Source organism: Pantoea sp. R13S299 (assembly GCF_048515925.1).
Classification (GTDB): domain Bacteria; phylum Pseudomonadota; class Gammaproteobacteria; order Enterobacterales; family Enterobacteriaceae; genus Pantoea.
The window spans coordinates 576251-591686 of record NZ_JBLYEF010000001.1; the positions used below are offsets into that span (position 1 = coordinate 576251).

Genomic DNA, 15436 nt, shown 5'->3' on the forward strand with positions numbered 1-15436 from the left:
CGCTGTTTCGCCGATAATAAAAAACCCCGTCTCGACGGGGTTTTTTTATGGCTGCAGGACAGTTAACCCGCCACGACCACCAGTTTCTGGTTAGCAAACTCTTTAATACCCAGATCAGAAAGCTCACGGCCATAGCCTGAACGTTTCACACCGCCAAAAGGCAGTTCCGCTGAGGTATCGCTCTGCGAGTTGATAAACACCATGCCGGTTTCAATGGCGGACGCCAGTTTACGACCACGTGCAATATCACGCGTCCAGACCGAGCCACCCAGACCGTAGTGCGAGTCGTTTGCCAGCGCCACAGCTGCGTTATCATCACCCACGACATAAACCTGCGCCACCGGACCGAAGAACTCCTGATAATAAGCGGGATTATCCGGGGTAATGCCAGCAAGGATGGTTGGCTGATAGAAGCAACCCGCACCTTCAACAGCTTTACCGCCCGTCACCAGTTTTGCGCCATTAGCGACGGCCTCATCGACCTGTTTCACCAGACGGTCACGCGCGTCAGCGGAAGAGAGCGGGCCAAGCGTGGTCTTCTCATCCAGCGGATCGCCCAGCGTGGCAGAACTCAGCGCGGCGCTGAACTGGCTGATAAAGCGATCGGCAATCTTCTCATGCAGGATAAAACGTTTCGCAGCGGTACAGACCTGACCACAGTTGCTGAGGCGCGCCTGCACGCCCTGACGAACGGCTTCGTCGAGATCGGCATCATCCAGCACGACAAACACGTCATTGCCGCCCAGCTCCAGCGTCGATTTCTTCAGATGTTTACCGGCCTGCTCAGCCACGGCGCTGCCTGCGCGCTCGGAACCGGTCAGGGCGACACCCTGCACCCGATCATCAGCAATCAGATCGGCGACCTGATCGGTGGAGATGAACAGGTTAGTCCAGGCGCCTTCTGGCGCACCCGCTTCACGAACCAGCTTTTCAAAGACATCGGCACAGTGCGGCACAATGTTGGCATGTTTCGCCAGCACCGGGTTACCCAGCGCCAGGTTAGGAGCCAGCACGCGCATCAGCTGATAGTAAGGGAAGTTCCACGGCTCGACGGCGACTAACACGCCAATCGGATGATACTCAACCCAGGCTTCGCCCAGCTCGCTGGGATAGGACTGCGGCTGCAAAATACGTTCTGCATTCTCTGCATAGTAGCGGGCAATCTGCGAACAGATTTTCACTTCGCCACGGCTCTGACCAATCAGTTTACCCATCTCTTTACTGGCGATGGTGGCCAGTTCTTCCGCGCGGCTATCAATCAGGTCAGCCAGCTTTTTCAGCACCTGCAGACGTGGCTGGATCTCGCCTTTGCTCCATGAGGAGTGGAAAAGACGATCGGCTACGTCCAGGGCATGGCTGACGGCGGCTTCGTCATGTGACGGCCAGCTTTTCAGCAACTGGTTGTTCGCGGGATTAATGCTTTGATAGGAAGACATAGCGTACTCCTTGGTGAGCTAAAAAATTGAGGGCGGGAATGTCCCGCCCCTGAATCAGACGTTCTTGCGTTCTACGGGCTTGTCATCCCAGGTCAGGAGATCTTTATCGGTTTTTTCAAAGGCGCGAATCAGCACGTCATCGCTACCTTGCTGACGCCAGATCTCTTCTGCCAGTTTCTCATCGTAATTCGCCACTTCGAAAATGGCCTCGGCAATTTCAGGGGAGGTATGACGCAGACTTGCCCATTCGCCAACGTGATGTGCTTTCGATTGTTCAGTAGACATACTTTTCTCCTTTAGTTAAATCAGTCCTGCAATTTGACGGTCAGTCCGGCAACATGTTCACCCTGGAAACGGGCGATGTTGAGTTCCGCTTCTGTAGGCTGACGCGAACCGTCGCCGCCCGCCAGCGTGGTCGCACCATAAGGTGTACCACCGCGAACCTGTGAGATATCGAACAACTCTTTGGTTCCGTAGCCGATAGGCACAATCACCATGCCGTGATGCGCCAGGGTGGTCCAGACTGACGTAATAGTCTGTTCCTGACCGCCGCCAGTGCCGGTTGAGGTAAAGACGCTGGCAACCTTGCCAAACAGTGCGCCTGATGCCCAGAGACCGCCAGTGCGATCCCAGAATGTCCGCATCTGCCCGGCCATGTTGCCAAAGCGGGTCGGGGTGCCGACGATAATCGCGTCATACTGCGGCAGCACCTCAGGCGTGGCTTCAGCAGCTTGCTGATCGGTTTTGCCGCCCACCTGTGCAAAGCGATCGGCCTCCATCGTTTCTGGTACCCGCAGGATATCCACTTCCGCGCCGGGAACCCGACGAGCGCCTTCTGCAACCGCGTTCGCCATTGTTTCAATGTGTCCGTACATCGAGTAGTAGAGCACCAGAATTTTGGCCATAAATCTCTCCAGGTGGTTTTGACGTCCAGAAAAAGTATAGAAGAGCTTTCATTTTACGCAGGCGATGCCTGGCCCATAGGGTAAGAGTCGGTCAACAAATCTGCAGCTAATCGGTTGTATGCTGGCAGAATGTTTGTTCTTTAATCAAATTGCTGATGATTACTCTGTTGCGAAATGTGACTGTCGGACGAGTTAAAGCAGAATCTGGCTATTATTTAACCATGGGCTGGATTCGCCTTCGGGCCATCAGCCTTCTGCTTTTTATTCTTATTTATCGCACTACGCGACAGGAGCAAATCATGACGACACATCGTGGAGGTTCAGGAAATTTTGCTGAAAACCGTGAACGTGCCGCAGAGGCGGGACGGAAAGGGGGGAAAAACAGCGGCGGTAATTTCAAAAATGATCCGCAGCGTGCCGCGCGTGCCGGTGAGAAGGGCGGACGCAGCAGTCCTAAAAAAGCGGACGCATAGCCCCACACTGCCGCCGGCTAAGACCGGCGGTGAACCTCATTGCTTTTCCACCTCGCTCTCCCCCACAATATCGTCCGGACACATCATCAGGTGAATTATGTCGGACACACTCCGCGGTTTAACCCTGCGCCTGACGCGGCAGGAGCTGGTATTACTTTTTATCACCATGATCTGGGGCGGCACCTTTCTGGTGGTGCATCGTGCGATGCAGCACTCCGGTCCGTTCTTCTTTGTCGGCGTGCGTTTTGCCACTGCCGCGCTGCTGCTGGCGCTCTTCTTCCGCCGTTATCTGGCCGGTATGACCTGGCTGGAGGTGAAAGCGGGCGCGTTGATTGGCCTGTCGATCGCCGGAGGCTACGGTCTTCAGACCTGGGGCATGCAGACCATCTCCAGCAGTCAGTCCGCTTTTCTCACCGCGCTCTATGTGCCGGTCGTACCGTTGCTGCAGTGGCTGTTTTTACGCCGTCCGCCAGGATTAATGTCGTGGCTGGGGATTCTGCTGGCATTTACCGGCTTGCTGCTGGTGGCCGGTCCACAGGATGGTCGCATCAGCCTGAATGCGGGTGAAATAGCGACGCTGCTGAGTACCCTGGCGATCGCCGCCGAGATCATCTTAATCAGCCGCTATGCCGGTCAGGTTGATGTGCGCCGCGTGACGTTGATCCAGCTGGCGGTGGCGTCACTGTGTGCCTTTGTGCTGATGGTCCCCAATGGGGAGACGGTGCCCGCGATCTCAACGCCGCTGCTGCTCAGCGCGCTGGGACTGGGTGCAGCCAGTGCCCTGATTCAGGTCACCATGAACTGGGCGCAACGTAGCGTTTCGCCAACCCGCGCCACGGTGATTTATGCCGGGGAACCGGTCTGGGCGGGCGTGGTAGGGCGTATTGCCGGTGAGCGCCTGCCTGGGCTGGCGTTGCTGGGTGGGGCGCTGATTGTCTGCGGGGTAATCGTGAGTGAGCTGCGGCTGAAACGAAAAAAAGCGGTGCAGCCTGCTGCCACACCGCTGGAGTAGTTAACCCTGCTGTCGCGCCAGCGGCTTATCCTGCTGCGCCGCATTGCGTCGGCGCAGAATCGCATTAAGGATAATCGCGCCAAAGGTGGCGGTACCGATCCCGCCCAGCGTGAAGGAGCCGATTTTCAGCGCGAAATCCCCTGCACCGAGAACCAGCGTGGTGGCGACCATAATCAGGTTACTGTTCTGACCTAAATCGACATGGTTCTGCACCCAGATGCGTGCGCCCGCCACCGCAATCAGCCCGAACACCACAATGGATGCGCCGCCAATCACCGGGGCCGGAATGGTGTGGATCAGCGCACCAAACTTCGGCGAGAAACCAGCGAGGATAGCGATGATGGCTGCGGCAACAAACGCCAGCGTGGAGTAGACCTTGGTCACGGCCATCACACCGATATTCTCGGCATAGGTCGTCACGCCACTGCCGCCAATTGAGCCGGAGAGGATGGTTGCCAGACCATCGCCGACAAAAGCCCGTCCCATGTAAGGATCCAGGTTGCGGCCAGTCATACCCGCCACCGCTTTCAGATGTCCGAGGTTTTCAGCCACCAGAATGATCGCCACCGGTGCGATCAACACCATCGCCTGCAGATCAAAGGTCGGTGCGGTAGTGTGCGGCAGACCAAACCAGGCTGCCTGTGACAGCATCGTAAAATCGACCGGCTTGCCCAGACCCAGAACGTTGGTCAGAATCGCATAGATCACCCAGGCCAGAATCAGGCCGACCAGAATCAGCAGACGCTGAATCATCCCGTGAGTAAACACGGCCACCAGACCGATACAGAGCACGGTCATCACCGCGACCCAGCTGTCAAATGAAGAGGCGGAGACGCTGTGAACTGCGATGGGTGCCAGATTCAGCCCGATCGCCATCACCACCGCACCAGTCACTACCGGCGGCATCAGATTTTCGATCCAGCGCGTGCCGGACTTCATGACTACCAGCCCAATCAGCGTGTAGAGCACGCCACAGGCGATGACGCCGCCCAGCGCCACGCTAAGGTTCGGATTCAGTCCCTGACCGCTGAAGCCGGTCACCGCAATCACTACGCCAACAAAAGCGGCACTCGACCCGAGATAGCTGGGCACCCGACCGCCGGTGATAAAGAAGAACAGCAGCGTGCCCATACCCGAGACCAGAATTGCCAGATTGGGATCCAGCCCCATCAGCAGCGGCATCAGCACCGTTGCGCCAAACATCGCCACCGCATGCTGTAAGCCCAGCACCAGCGTCTGTCCCAGAGGCAGTGTCTCATCCGGGGCGATAATACCGTTTTCTGTTAGTGCCGACTTCTTTTGCCATTGCGGAAACCAGGATCGTGCCATCGTCTACTCCAGAGCGTTATGAATGCCGGTGGGTTACAGGGAAGCGTTATCAGGCATCCTGCCGCATCAGGGGATGGTATCCCCGGTCAAACCAGGCGAGACCGTGGGTGTCGTCATTACGCACCAGGCCCACGACTTCACAGAACAACGTGTCATGCGTACCCACACTGACAATCTGTGTGATACGACAGTCAAAAGAGGCGACTGCACCACTCAGCACCGGCGAGCCGGTCACGGCCGTCGACCACTCAGCGGCAATAAAACGGTCAGCCATCGGCGTTTTCCCGCCGAACAGACTGGAGAGCGCTTCGTGTCCGGCCGCCAGCGTATTGACGCAGAGCTGCATGTTTTCGCGGAACACCGGATATACCGAGGCTGAGCGGTTCAGGCAGACCAGCAGCGTTGGCGGCGAATCGGTGACGCTGCATACCGCAGAGGCGGTAAAGCCTGCGCGTCCGGCCGGGCCTTCCGTCGTGATGATGTTGACCGCAGCACCCAGCCGCGACATCGCATTACGAAATTCAGTTTTCTCAACGGCTGGGGTAAGGGTTTCCAGGCTCATAGTGTTCTCCGCGAAAGGGTTATCCTGCGACGCGCTGCAGCGGCTGCACGTCATCAGTCTGATCCAGCCACTGCAGCAGCAGGGCATTAAATTTTTCAGGGTCGGTAACGCTCATGGCGTGGCCGCCCCAGGCCATCATCTGTTCAGTGGCGTTCGGCAGCGTCGCGGCCAGCTCGGTTGAGCAGCTCCACGGCACCAGCAGATCGTCCTGGCTGGCAATCACCAGCACCGGTTGCGGAATGGCGGCGGCTCGTGCGCTGAAATCGGCGCTCATCAGGGCGTGCAGCCGTCGCATCAGGTTTTCCATCCCCTGAAAATGCGTGACGTGATGGCTATCTTCCTGCTCCAGCCGCGTCTGATGCTCTGCCATCCACTCAGCAGGATAGAGAAACAGCGGCTGAGCGCGCACAAAAGCCTCAACGCCGACATTGAGCAGCAGATCCTGCCGCACCTGGAAGCAGCGGCGGGTATGCGGATGCAGCGTCAGCCAGCCGTTGATCACGACGATCCGTTCGATCCGATCCGGATAATCCAGCGCCAGCTGCATCCCCACCAGACCGCCCAGCGCGTGGCCGATCAGGCTGAAGCGCAGGATGCCGTGTTGCGCCAGCGCGTCGGCCAGCTCCGCCGCCATCATCGCCATGCTGTAGCCTTCCGGTAAGCTGTCCGCGCTGCGACCGGTGCCGCGCTGGTCATAGAGCACGACCCGATAGCGTGCCGTCAGGGCCGCCAGCTGCGGCTGCCAGAAACCCGCCACGCCGCCCAGACCGGAAGAGAGCACCAGCGTCGGTGCCTCGGGATTTTGCAGGCCCAGAATATCCAGCTGCATCAGACCTCCGGCTTGCCGATGTGCGCCACAGTGGCGATCTCAATCAGCGCGTCAGGCTTGACCAGCCCGCACTGAATGCAGAAACGGGCAGGTTTTTCACCGGGGAAGTATTCGGCATAAACCTGATTCACCGCGGCGTAGTTCGACCAGTCGGTGATGAATATCGAGTTAAAAGTCACATCGTCCATGCTGCCACCGGCGGTCTCTATCACCTTTTTAATGGTTTCCAGCACGTGGCGGGTCTGCGCGGCGGCATCACCCACATGCACCACATTGTTGTCACCGTCAAACGGCAGCGTACCCGAGACATAGACCACGCCATCTGCCAGCGTGCCGGGGACAAACGGGGCGATGGGTGTGGTGGTGCCTGGTGGAACAATAATACTTTTCGGCATTGCGACGTCCTCGTAGTGGATTAGCGGGTATTCAGGCTTTCGCAAAAGGTATCGGCATCCGATACCCAGCCAAAAAAGGTTTCGATATTGAACAGCGCCGCCTGCTGAGCAAAGGGCGGGCCCGCCTGATAGGTGGCGTCTTCCAGCACCACGCCGAAGTACTCCAGGAAAAAGCCGTCGCGCAGCGTTGATTCCACACAGACGTTGGTGGCGATGCCGGTGAAAATCAGATGACGGATCCCGCGACTGCGCAGCATGCTGTCGAGTGGGGTGTTATAGAAGCCGCTGTAGCGCGATTTTGGCAGCACGATGTCACCGGCCTGTGGCACCAGCTCATCAACCAGCGCGTAATCCCAGCCGCCTTTCGACAGCAGTGAACCCTGCAGTTCAGGCCGTTTGCGCATGGTTTTCAGTGCATTCGATTTGTGGAAGTTGGGGGAACCGGCGTCACCGGCTTCAAGATAGTCACTGTCCCAGCCGTTCTGGAACCAGATGATCTGAACGCCGGCCGCACGGGCCGCCGTCACCGCCTGATGAATCTTCGCAATCACTGGCTTCGTCGCGGAAACATCGAAGCCCGCCAGGTCGAGGTAACCCCCTTCGGTGGCGTAGGCGTTCTGCATATCAACAACAATCAGTGCCGTCTGGCCAGGCGGAAAGGCAATGGGTTCTGGCCGCGCCGGCAGTTCAACCTGCGGAACGTCCGGCGTGTGGGCACAATAAACGGTACTCATCATGCCACCTCCTGCTGTGCGTCGAGCAGGGCGCTGCGACAGGCCATCAGCGGCTGAATGTGCTGACCGAAGTTCTCAATACCTTCCAGGAAATCATCAAAGGTCAGCAGCACGCCGTGAGTGCCTTCTACCTGCGCCACTTCATCCAGCATTCGCGCGACGTTGGCGTACGAACCCACTAGGGTGCCCATATTGATATTGACGGCCGAAGTCGGATCCGCCATCTGGCGCACGTTGGTGTCGCTGCCTGATTTGGTGTCCTGCTGACTCTGGGTGGTGAGCCACGAGAGCGCCTCTTCATCCGCACCGGCTTTGTAGTGCTCCCACTTAGCCCGCGCCTCTTCATCTGTTTCTGCTGCGATGATCATAAACAGCACATAGGAGCCGACATCGCGGCCCGCTTTTTCGGCGGCCTGCTTCATGCGAATCGAGGTCGAGCTGAACGCAGAAGGGGTGTTCACACCTTTGCCGAAGCAGAAATTGTAATCGGCATGCTGGGCGGAGAAGGCCATACCGGCATCGCTCTGACCGGCGCAGATCACCTTCATCGGGCGCTGCGGCTGCGGACTGACGCGGCAATCGTTCATGGTAAAGAACTCACCTTTGAAGTCCGATTTTCCGGTGCCCCAAAGGTCGCGCAGCACCGTAACGTACTCGGTAAGATAAGAGTAACGGCTGCCGAAGTACTCATCGCCCGGCCACATTCCCATCTGCTCATATTCGGGTTTCTGCCAGCCGGTCACCAGGTTAACGCCGAAACGACCGCCTGAAATGGAATCAATAGTGGATGCCATGCGCGCCACAATCGCCGGAGGCAGCGTCAGGGTGGCCGCAGTGGCGTAGATCTCAATACGTGATGTGACGGCAGCCAGGCCCGCCATCAGGGTGAATGACTCCAGGTTATGATCCCAGAATTCTGTTTTTCCGCCGAAGCCGCGCAGTTTGATCATCGAGAGCGCAAAGTCGAAGTGGTAATGCTCTGCTTTCAGCACGATGGCTTTGTTCAGTTCAAAGGTCGGCATGTACTGCGGCGCATTGGACGAAATCAGCCAGCCATTGTTACCAATCGGAATAAAGACGCCTATCTTCATGTGAAACCTCGTTGCGATGGGGGAAAGGTGTTTCACGCGCGGCACTGCATCCTGCTACGTCCCTGTGGGCTGCGCTCAGTCACAATTCTGCAAACTGTGTGCCACATTTTTTATTGTTTTAAATAACAGAGAGTTAAAAATAACCCAGAAGAGTTATGTGGAGTAACTGGTCCATTTCAGACCATCTGGTCAAAATTCGCTGCACGTTTTGCATGCAGGCTGAACAAAAAAGGTGCAGGGTGCGGATTGGGCAGCAATGAATCCCTTTGCTATGATGCGCTGACACCAGATGGATGAGGTAAACGTGTGAATACCGATGAAAAAAAGCCAACGCGTCGTTCGCGTGCGGTCGCAGCGAAGCGGGCCGCCATACTGGAAGCGGCATTAACTTTCTTCTCACAGTTTGGGATTCACGGCACCAGCCTCGATAAGGTGGCCGAGCTGGCCGATGTCTCAAAAACCAACCTGCTCTACTATTTTCCTTCTAAAGAAGTGCTCTATGTGGCGGTGCTCAAACAGATTCTGGATGTCTGGCTGGCGCCGCTGCGTGCGCTGGCGCACGATCAGGATCCGCTGGTCGCCATCCGGCGCTACATCCGGCTGAAGCTGGAGGTATCGCGCGATCATCCGCAGGCTTCCCGACTGTTCTGTCTGGAGATGTTGCAGGGCGCACCGCTACTGAAAGGGGAGCTGGCGGGCGATCTCAAGCAGCTGGTGGATGACAAGGCGGCCATTATTGAACGCTGGATAGATGAAGGACGGCTGGCGGGCGTACAGCCCCAGCATCTGATCTTTATGCTGTGGGCTACCACGCAGCACTACGCCGATTTTGCTACCCAGGTCGAAGCCGTTACTGGCCAGACGCTCAGCGATCCGGCGTTTTTCGACCAGACCGTTGATAACGTTCAGCGCATGATCATTGAAGGGATTCGCGTTCGCTAATTAAGGACACATTCACCGTCCAGAGACGGAGTTAATCAATGGATTCTGTTTCGCAGTAAGTTCTGGGTGCCTCGGTCAGTCTCGCCGTGATGGGACGACGGTTGCCGATCTGCGAATGGGCGAAGGCGATAGCTATACCTTCACCTTTGGTCTGGGCTCGCCTCAGCAGCCCGAGGCGCGGCCGCAGCGCTTACTTTATGAACGTCCCCCGTTGTCCGCCATCTTCTCTGCACTGGGCGAGCGTCTGTAATAAAAAAGCCCGGTCAGGTGACCGGGCTTTTTCCATGCTGTTTTTGATTAGCGGCTGCGGCGAGTCCGCAGCATCCAGCCCACACCCAGCAGAGCAAACCAGAGTGGCGTCACCATCAACGCCTGGCGCGTATCTTCCTGCAGCGTCAGCAGCACCAGCACAAAGGCGAAGAAGGCCATGCAGACCCAGCACATGAATTTACCCAGCGGCATCTTAAATGCCGATTCCGCGTGGCGCTGCGGATGCTTTTTACGGTAAGCCAGATAGCTGCACAGAATGATGGTCCAGACGAACATAAACAGAATGGCCGACACGGTGGTCACCAGTGTAAAGACCTTCATCACATCCGGGATCAGGTAGATCAACGCCACGCCAATCAGCAGGCAGAAGCAGGAGAAAAACAGGCCGGTGGTGGGTACCGCGCGGGCAGAGAGTCGGCCAAAGGCGCGACTGGCCACACCCTGCTGAGACAGGCCATACAACATACGGCTGGTGGAGAAGATGCCGCTGTTGGCGGAGGAGGCGGCGGAGGTCAGTACCACAAAGTTGACGATACTTGCGGCAGCAGGCAGACCAATCAGCACGAACATCTCAACAAACGGACTGCGATCGGCCATGACCTGGGTCCACGGCGTCACCGCCATAATCACCATCAGCGCCAGCACGTAGAACATAATCACACGCAGTGGAATCGCATTGATCGCGCGCGGTAAGACTTTATGCGGATCGTGGGTTTCAGCCGCTGCCGTACCGACCAGTTCAATACCGACAAAGGCAAACACCGCTATCTGGAACCCGGCAAAGAAGCCGCTGAGGCCTTTCGGGAACATCCCGCCGTGATCCCAGATGTTGCTCAGTGCTGCCGTACCGCCGCCCGGTGAAGGGTAGTGAATCGACACCAGCACAATGCCGGTCACGATCAGCGCCACAATGGCGACGATTTTAATAATCGCGAACCAGAACTCCATCTCGCCAAACAGCTTGACGGTGGCAATATTAAGCGCCAGAAAAACTACCACGCAGAGCAGGGCGCTCATCCAGATGGAGAAGCCCGGGAACCAGAGCTGAAAATAGGCACTGATGGCCACCACGTCGGCAATGCCGGTCACCACCCAGCAGAACCAGTAAGTCCAGCCGGTAAAATAGCCTGCCCACGGACCCAGCAGATCGGCGGCAAAATCGCTGAAGGATTTGTACTCAAGGTTGGAGAGCAGCAACTCCCCCATGGCGCGCATCACAAAGAACAACATAAAGCCGATGATCATATAAACGAAAATGATCGAGGGACCGGCCAGGCTGATAGTTTTACCGGAGCCCATAAACAGGCCGGTGCCGATAGCGCCACCAATGGCGATGAGCTGAATGTGGCGGTTGTGCAGATTGCGCTGAAGCTTATCGGGCGCGTCGTGGGCGCGTGCGGTTTCTTTAGATTGATCAACCATAGAATTGTCTTTCCTGTCTTGATGTTGTGTCAGCTCTGCTGGCTGTTAGTTAAGGCGTCTGCCCAAGGGCAAGTCGGATAAGATAGAGGAAGTCACCCCAAAGCCGGTAACAGTTTTTTACCTGATGTGACACCGGGCATGCTCAGATGCGACCGCTACAGGCGATTCCGGTTAATCCTGCGTCAGTCTGCGTAATGATTCATCACGTTGTGTCAGGCCGACAGCGTGAAGAGTAATGTGCTTCTACACTTTTTGTTTGCTAATCATCATGCTGCAAAGGGGACTATGCGCACGCTTATCCTGTTTTTGCTGTTAATCGCGCTGGGATGGGTCAGCTTACCCTGGCTGAAGCAGCAACTGCCGCCGCAGTTCAATCCTTTTACGCCGCTCTCTGTGACCGATCCGCCGGGCTGGATGACGCAGTTTAAAATGAAAAAGCTGGCCAGCGATCCCGACGCCTGTCTTGCCGTGATGCGCCGCGCGCAACAGGCGGGTTGGGTCACTTTCAGCGAACGTCCTGCCGTCACCGGAAGCTGTCCGCTCAGTCATCCCCTGCGGATTCAGAAATTTGGGCCGGTCAGCCTCAGCAGCAGCTTCCTCGCCAGCTGTCCGATGGCCGTTGCCAGCACCATGTATGCGCTGCGCAGTCGTGAACAGACCACCAGGGATATGCACAGTCCACTGGTACGAATTACCCATGTCGGCAGCTATGCCTGCCGTAACATTTATCACCGCACACAGGGGCGGCTCAGTGAGCATGCCACCGCCGATGCCTGGGATGTCACAGGCTTTCAGCTGGAAGATGGACAGCGGCTTGAGGTCAGTCGGCACTGGCAACAGCCGGAAGCCAAAGCGGCGATGCTCCATACGCTGTGGCGTGGCGGCTGTGACGTATTTGGTAATGCACTTGGCCCGGACTACAACGCCGCGCACGCCTCACATTTTCATCTGGGTATGCGAGGTGCAGGCTATTGCCGATAAATCATCAGGCAGGATTAAGGCCGGGTTTGGTTAAGAAATGTTCTGATGGTGACGGAGAATTCATTCCAGCGATCATCGCTGCACCTGATCCACTGCTGAAATAGTCTGCCAGCAGATCAGTACGCTGATAAAGGACCTTCTTTTAGTGCCATTTATTGTAATAAAACGATGCGTGCAGAATAAATCACTTGTGCAAAATATCAGCATCGCTGACGACATTAAGCGGGGTGGCATAATGAAATCTTTTCACGATCTCTCTGGAAAGAATAAGCCAGATTAATCGTATAAATAGTGAAGGTATCATTAAGGAAATGAACGGAACGTATCGCGTCATTTATTTTCAGATGATTTAGTTGCGTGACTATCGGTATAGTGATTTAAATGATTAAAATAGAATCACTGTTTATGTGCTGTCGCTACAAATAGTGATCTTCGCCACGGCTTATGTTCAGACAGAGGAGATAAATCAATCTGACACCGGATATGCTTCACTGAGGCCTGATTTGCCGCAGTCAGATAAGTGGATAAACCCAGACTGGAGGCAAATGAGTTAGCAGAGAGTATCGTCATAGAGGAGATTGACAGAATATCCTTATTAAACTGCCTGTCGGTTCGCTTAAAATAGTGAGGATAAAAATTAAGGCAGGTTTGTCGCGCAAAAGCGCCGGACGCAGGCTGCGAGCCGGTTTTCTGTCGTCAGGATTTGTTCTCAGGCCGCAGTGCTGGCGGGTTTCACCTGGACTTAAGGCAACAATGACAAAGCTACTCTTATTTCCTGATGAAAAATATGTCAGCAGATCGCGCCTGCCGCTTCGTTTTGGAGCGCTAATTAACGCCTTGTTTACGCATTATTTACTCAACCATAAGCAGCGCTATTCAATATTTTCAGCAGAACTTTCGGGCATAAGATAAAATTGCATTGAAGTGCAGGGATTGAAATCCTATCAGAAAAATCTTATTCTCCAGGGGTGATTGAAATTGCTGTGATCGGCCTCACATTGTAAAGGCGGGACACTTTTTCACTCCGCTCCAGCGGTGAAAGGTTTAATAGGCTGTACATTGCGACAGATTCATCCCCTGCGATAAATTAAGTTTCGTCTGCTTAATTATTTTATCCGATGAATCCGAATGAATAATACCGGAAGAGCGAGTGAAATTAACGCTGAGGCAATATGAGTACTGAAAACTATTTCACCTGGCGAAGTGAGGTGAAAGAACAATTTCAGGCATTAACGGCTTCTTCTGAATTGAAGCCATTATTGCAACAATTTACTGAATCATTAGGTTTCGATTATTTTGCCTTTTTGATTCAGCATCCGGTGCCTTTTAGCCGACCGCGTATTCATCTGCATAGCACCTATCCCAAATTATGGGTTAAACGTTATGAGAAGCAGAATTATTACGCTGTCGATCCGGTGCTCACGTCGTGTCAGCGACCGGGCAAGGGGTTGCTGTGGACGCAGGAATTGTTTGCTGACGCCGGCAATTTTTGGCATGAGGCGAGAGAATATGGGCTGCGGAGCGGATTTTCTTGCTCTGCAATGGCACCAAATCGCGTCCTTGGTATATTATCTATATCGTCGCAACAGCCCATTTCTGTCCAGCTCAGTCATGCTGAGCTGGAGGTGAAACTACATCTTTTAGCGGAACTAAGCCTGGATGCGCTGGAACGCTTTAGCGATGATGCAATGATGGTACTAAAAAAAGAGTTTAGTCAGCGTGAGCTGGAAATTCTGAAATGGACAGCCGAAGGAAAAACGGCGGTCGAAATTTCACTTATTTTATCTATCTCTGAACATACCGTTAACTTTCACCAAAAAAATATGCAAAAGCGTTTCAATGTTTCCAATAAAACGCAGATTGCCTGCTACGCAGCCGCAATCGGACTGATTTGAACACAAACAACTGCTTCATTTGGCAGTTCCTTTGTGCAGGTGTGTTGTCTACCCTGCACCGGGACTTTGCCAGGCTGGCGCAAAGAAATCATTGCAAACATGGGGATGTCAGAGGCGCATGATGAAAATAGTGCAAACGCAGTTAAAGGATATGCCATCCTCTTTGCTTGCCGAACTCGGCAGCTACCGTTACAGCGTCTTTGCGCGCGGAGAAGGGTGGTCAATACCGCCACGCCTGAGCACGCCAGGACAGGAATATGATCGCTACGATCGTTCAGATGTCACCTGGCTCATTGCCTGGAATGCGCGCGAGGGCATCAGTGGCTGTGCGCGTCTTATGCCATGGTTCGAACCTGAGCAGAGCGAAGGCATCGTGCTGCCGTTCAGCCATGAGAAAGTGTGGGAGATGTCGCGCTTCTCGGCCCGGCTGGAAGTCGATGCTGAACTGCCGCTGAACATTCTCTGGCACGCGGTGCAACTGGCAGAACTGAACGGCATGGAGTACATCATCAGTTCGGCAACGCCGATGCTGGAGAAGATGTTTGAAGAACATGGCGTGGTGTACGAGCCGCTGACGCCGGGACTTATTCTGTCAGAAGATAATCTGTTTGCGATCCGTATTCCGGTGGTTCAGCCAGCTCTGGCAGAGAAGTATCGGGGAACACGGCGCTTTAGTCCGGAAGAGGTCCTGCCAACGCTGGGCGTTTCGGTTAACTGGCAGGCACACAGTTAGAATATTTGCCCCCGCCGCTGGGGGCAAAAAGCTTACTGACGGTAGGCTGCTTTGATCTGCTTAATGGTATTGCTGAACACTTCCGCCTGAGGCTTGTCGCCCAGCGTCTGTACATAGCGTTCCATGTTGATAATCACTTTGCCTGCATCCGCCTGGCCCATACCTTTCAGGATCAGGGTGATCATCATCTTCAGACCCGCGATTTCATCGGCTAATTTCCGGGCTTCCTGCGAAGTTGCAAAATCTTCATCGCTCATGCGTTTCTCCTTGGTGAATGACAACGTGTCGGCAATCTGTCCGAACAGCAGTGCGTGAGTATATCACAGGGTCACTAAGTTGCTGAGGCAGCCGGTTCGCTGCCCCAGTAACAGCTGGTTTGTCCAGTACAACTAATCAATCGCTGAAAGTAATCACAGCCTTCACCGGG

At 55.2% G+C, this 15436-nt stretch carries 18 protein-coding genes; 7 read left to right on the forward strand and 11 right to left on the reverse strand.

Going from position 1 to position 15436, the window contains the following annotated elements:
• Positions 1 to 62: 62 nt before the first annotated feature.
• Genes ACN1CO_RS02770 through wrbA form a run of 3 tightly spaced genes read right to left on the reverse strand, consistent with a single transcriptional unit; the run spans position 63 to position 2341 of the window.
• Positions 63 to 1436 carry an NAD-dependent succinate-semialdehyde dehydrogenase gene (locus tag ACN1CO_RS02770; protein WP_419137491.1) on the reverse strand — a complete coding sequence of 458 codons (1374 nt, stop codon included), beginning with the start codon at positions 1434 to 1436 and terminating at the stop codon, positions 63 to 65.
• Positions 1437 to 1490: 54 nt separating this feature from the next.
• Complete coding sequence (locus tag ACN1CO_RS02775) at positions 1491 to 1721, reverse strand: YccJ family protein (RefSeq protein ID WP_010669794.1); 231 nt, start codon at positions 1719 to 1721, stop codon at positions 1491 to 1493.
• Positions 1722 to 1741: 20 nt separating this feature from the next.
• Positions 1742 to 2341, reverse strand: coding sequence for an NAD(P)H:quinone oxidoreductase (gene wrbA / locus ACN1CO_RS02780; protein WP_419137494.1), 600 nt, complete (start codon positions 2339 to 2341; stop codon positions 1742 to 1744).
• A 299-nt stretch (positions 2342 to 2640) separates the two neighbouring features.
• On the opposite strand from wrbA, the gene ACN1CO_RS02785 reads away from it, so the two are divergent.
• Entirely contained in the window at positions 2641 to 2814 is a 174-nt protein-coding gene (locus ACN1CO_RS02785) for a general stress protein (protein ID WP_013357370.1), read from the forward strand.
• Positions 2815 to 2911: 97 nt separating this feature from the next.
• Entirely contained in the window at positions 2912 to 3826 is a 915-nt protein-coding gene (locus tag ACN1CO_RS02790) for a DMT family transporter (protein ID WP_419137497.1), read from the forward strand.
• Here ACN1CO_RS02790 and rutG read toward each other — a convergent pair whose 3' ends face one another.
• From rutG to rutA, 6 genes are read right to left on the reverse strand one after another with little or no spacing between them, the layout of a single operon-like run.
• Positions 3827 to 5155, reverse strand: coding sequence for a pyrimidine utilization transport protein G (rutG, locus tag ACN1CO_RS02795; RefSeq protein ID WP_419137499.1), 1329 nt, complete (start codon positions 5153 to 5155; stop codon positions 3827 to 3829).
• A gap of 49 nt (positions 5156 to 5204) precedes the next feature.
• Positions 5205 to 5717 (reverse strand): NADH-dependent FMN reductase RutF, encoded by a 513-nt coding sequence (rutF, locus tag ACN1CO_RS02800; protein ID WP_419137500.1) that lies wholly within the window; start codon positions 5715 to 5717, stop codon positions 5205 to 5207.
• Between the two features lie 19 nt (positions 5718 to 5736).
• Positions 5737 to 6546 carry a pyrimidine utilization protein D gene (rutD, locus tag ACN1CO_RS02805; protein WP_419137502.1) on the reverse strand — a complete coding sequence of 270 codons (810 nt, stop codon included), beginning with the start codon at positions 6544 to 6546 and terminating at the stop codon, positions 5737 to 5739.
• Positions 6546 to 6941 (reverse strand): pyrimidine utilization protein C, encoded by a 396-nt coding sequence (rutC, locus tag ACN1CO_RS02810; protein ID WP_419137504.1) that lies wholly within the window; start codon positions 6939 to 6941, stop codon positions 6546 to 6548. The genes rutD and rutC overlap by 1 nt, the downstream gene beginning before the upstream one ends.
• Before the next feature lie 20 nt (positions 6942 to 6961).
• On the reverse strand, positions 6962 to 7675 hold the full coding sequence (gene rutB / locus ACN1CO_RS02815) for a pyrimidine utilization protein B (RefSeq protein ID WP_419138958.1): 714 nt from the start codon (positions 7673 to 7675) through the stop codon (positions 6962 to 6964).
• The gene (rutA, locus tag ACN1CO_RS02820) at positions 7675 to 8766 is read right to left on the reverse strand and encodes a pyrimidine utilization protein A (protein ID WP_419137506.1); all 1092 of its coding nucleotides are present in this window, start codon (positions 8764 to 8766) and stop codon (positions 7675 to 7677) included. Before rutA ends, rutB begins: the two co-directional genes overlap by 1 nt.
• A gap of 306 nt (positions 8767 to 9072) precedes the next feature.
• On the opposite strand from rutA, the gene rutR reads away from it, so the two are divergent.
• Positions 9073 to 9708, forward strand: coding sequence for an HTH-type transcriptional regulator RutR (gene rutR, locus ACN1CO_RS02825; RefSeq protein ID WP_283545760.1), 636 nt, complete (start codon positions 9073 to 9075; stop codon positions 9706 to 9708).
• A gap of 115 nt (positions 9709 to 9823) precedes the next feature.
• Complete coding sequence (locus tag ACN1CO_RS02830; RefSeq protein ID WP_419137508.1) at positions 9824 to 9958, forward strand: hypothetical protein; 135 nt, start codon at positions 9824 to 9826, stop codon at positions 9956 to 9958.
• Between the two features lie 47 nt (positions 9959 to 10005).
• Here the strand turns inward: ACN1CO_RS02830 and cycA are convergent, their stop codons facing one another.
• Positions 10006 to 11400: a D-serine/D-alanine/glycine transporter gene (gene cycA / locus ACN1CO_RS02835; protein ID WP_419137509.1), complete on the reverse strand. Its 1395-nt coding sequence runs from the start codon at positions 11398 to 11400 to the stop codon at positions 10006 to 10008.
• Positions 11401 to 11685: 285 nt separating this feature from the next.
• On the opposite strand from cycA, the gene ACN1CO_RS02840 reads away from it, so the two are divergent.
• From ACN1CO_RS02840 to ACN1CO_RS02850, 3 genes are all read left to right on the forward strand, one after another.
• On the forward strand, positions 11686 to 12381 hold the full coding sequence (locus ACN1CO_RS02840) for an extensin family protein (protein ID WP_419137511.1): 696 nt from the start codon (positions 11686 to 11688) through the stop codon (positions 12379 to 12381).
• A 1172-nt stretch (positions 12382 to 13553) separates the two neighbouring features.
• Entirely contained in the window at positions 13554 to 14276 is a 723-nt protein-coding gene (sdiA, locus tag ACN1CO_RS02845; RefSeq protein WP_419137512.1) for a transcriptional regulator SdiA, read from the forward strand.
• Between the two features lie 121 nt (positions 14277 to 14397).
• On the forward strand, positions 14398 to 15009 hold the full coding sequence (locus ACN1CO_RS02850) for an acyl-homoserine-lactone synthase (RefSeq protein ID WP_033782566.1): 612 nt from the start codon (positions 14398 to 14400) through the stop codon (positions 15007 to 15009).
• Between the two features lie 32 nt (positions 15010 to 15041).
• On the opposite strand, the gene ACN1CO_RS02855 is transcribed toward ACN1CO_RS02850, so the two are convergent.
• Complete coding sequence (locus tag ACN1CO_RS02855) at positions 15042 to 15266, reverse strand: DUF2594 family protein (RefSeq protein ID WP_031376087.1); 225 nt, start codon at positions 15264 to 15266, stop codon at positions 15042 to 15044.
• Positions 15267 to 15436: the final 170 nt, after the last annotated feature.

Coding starts and splice junctions, on each gene's coding strand:
- ACN1CO_RS02770 (WP_419137491.1), bottom strand. CDS start 1,436: ATGTCTTCCTATCAAAGCATTAATCCCGCGAACAACCAGTTGCTGAAA.
- ACN1CO_RS02775 (WP_010669794.1), bottom strand. CDS start 1,721: ATGTCTACTGAACAATCGAAAGCACATCACGTTGGCGAATGGGCAAGT.
- wrbA (WP_419137494.1), bottom strand. CDS start 2,341: ATGGCCAAAATTCTGGTGCTCTACTACTCGATGTACGGACACATTGAA.
- ACN1CO_RS02785 (WP_013357370.1), top strand. CDS start 2,641: ATGACGACACATCGTGGAGGTTCAGGAAATTTTGCTGAAAACCGTGAA.
- ACN1CO_RS02790 (WP_419137497.1), top strand. CDS start 2,912: ATGTCGGACACACTCCGCGGTTTAACCCTGCGCCTGACGCGGCAGGAG.
- rutG (WP_419137499.1), bottom strand. CDS start 5,155: ATGGCACGATCCTGGTTTCCGCAATGGCAAAAGAAGTCGGCACTAACA.
- rutF (WP_419137500.1), bottom strand. CDS start 5,717: ATGAGCCTGGAAACCCTTACCCCAGCCGTTGAGAAAACTGAATTTCGT.
- rutD (WP_419137502.1), bottom strand. CDS start 6,546: ATGCAGCTGGATATTCTGGGCCTGCAAAATCCCGAGGCACCGACGCTG.
- rutC (WP_419137504.1), bottom strand. CDS start 6,941: ATGCCGAAAAGTATTATTGTTCCACCAGGCACCACCACACCCATCGCC.
- rutB (WP_419138958.1), bottom strand. CDS start 7,675: ATGAGTACCGTTTATTGTGCCCACACGCCGGACGTTCCGCAGGTTGAA.
- rutA (WP_419137506.1), bottom strand. CDS start 8,766: ATGAAGATAGGCGTCTTTATTCCGATTGGTAACAATGGCTGGCTGATT.
- ACN1CO_RS02830 (WP_419137508.1), top strand. CDS start 9,824: ATGGGCGAAGGCGATAGCTATACCTTCACCTTTGGTCTGGGCTCGCCT.
- cycA (WP_419137509.1), bottom strand. CDS start 11,400: ATGGTTGATCAATCTAAAGAAACCGCACGCGCCCACGACGCGCCCGAT.
- ACN1CO_RS02840 (WP_419137511.1), top strand. CDS start 11,686: ATGCGCACGCTTATCCTGTTTTTGCTGTTAATCGCGCTGGGATGGGTC.
- sdiA (WP_419137512.1), top strand. CDS start 13,554: ATGAGTACTGAAAACTATTTCACCTGGCGAAGTGAGGTGAAAGAACAA.
- ACN1CO_RS02850 (WP_033782566.1), top strand. CDS start 14,398: ATGAAAATAGTGCAAACGCAGTTAAAGGATATGCCATCCTCTTTGCTT.
- ACN1CO_RS02855 (WP_031376087.1), bottom strand. CDS start 15,266: ATGAGCGATGAAGATTTTGCAACTTCGCAGGAAGCCCGGAAATTAGCC.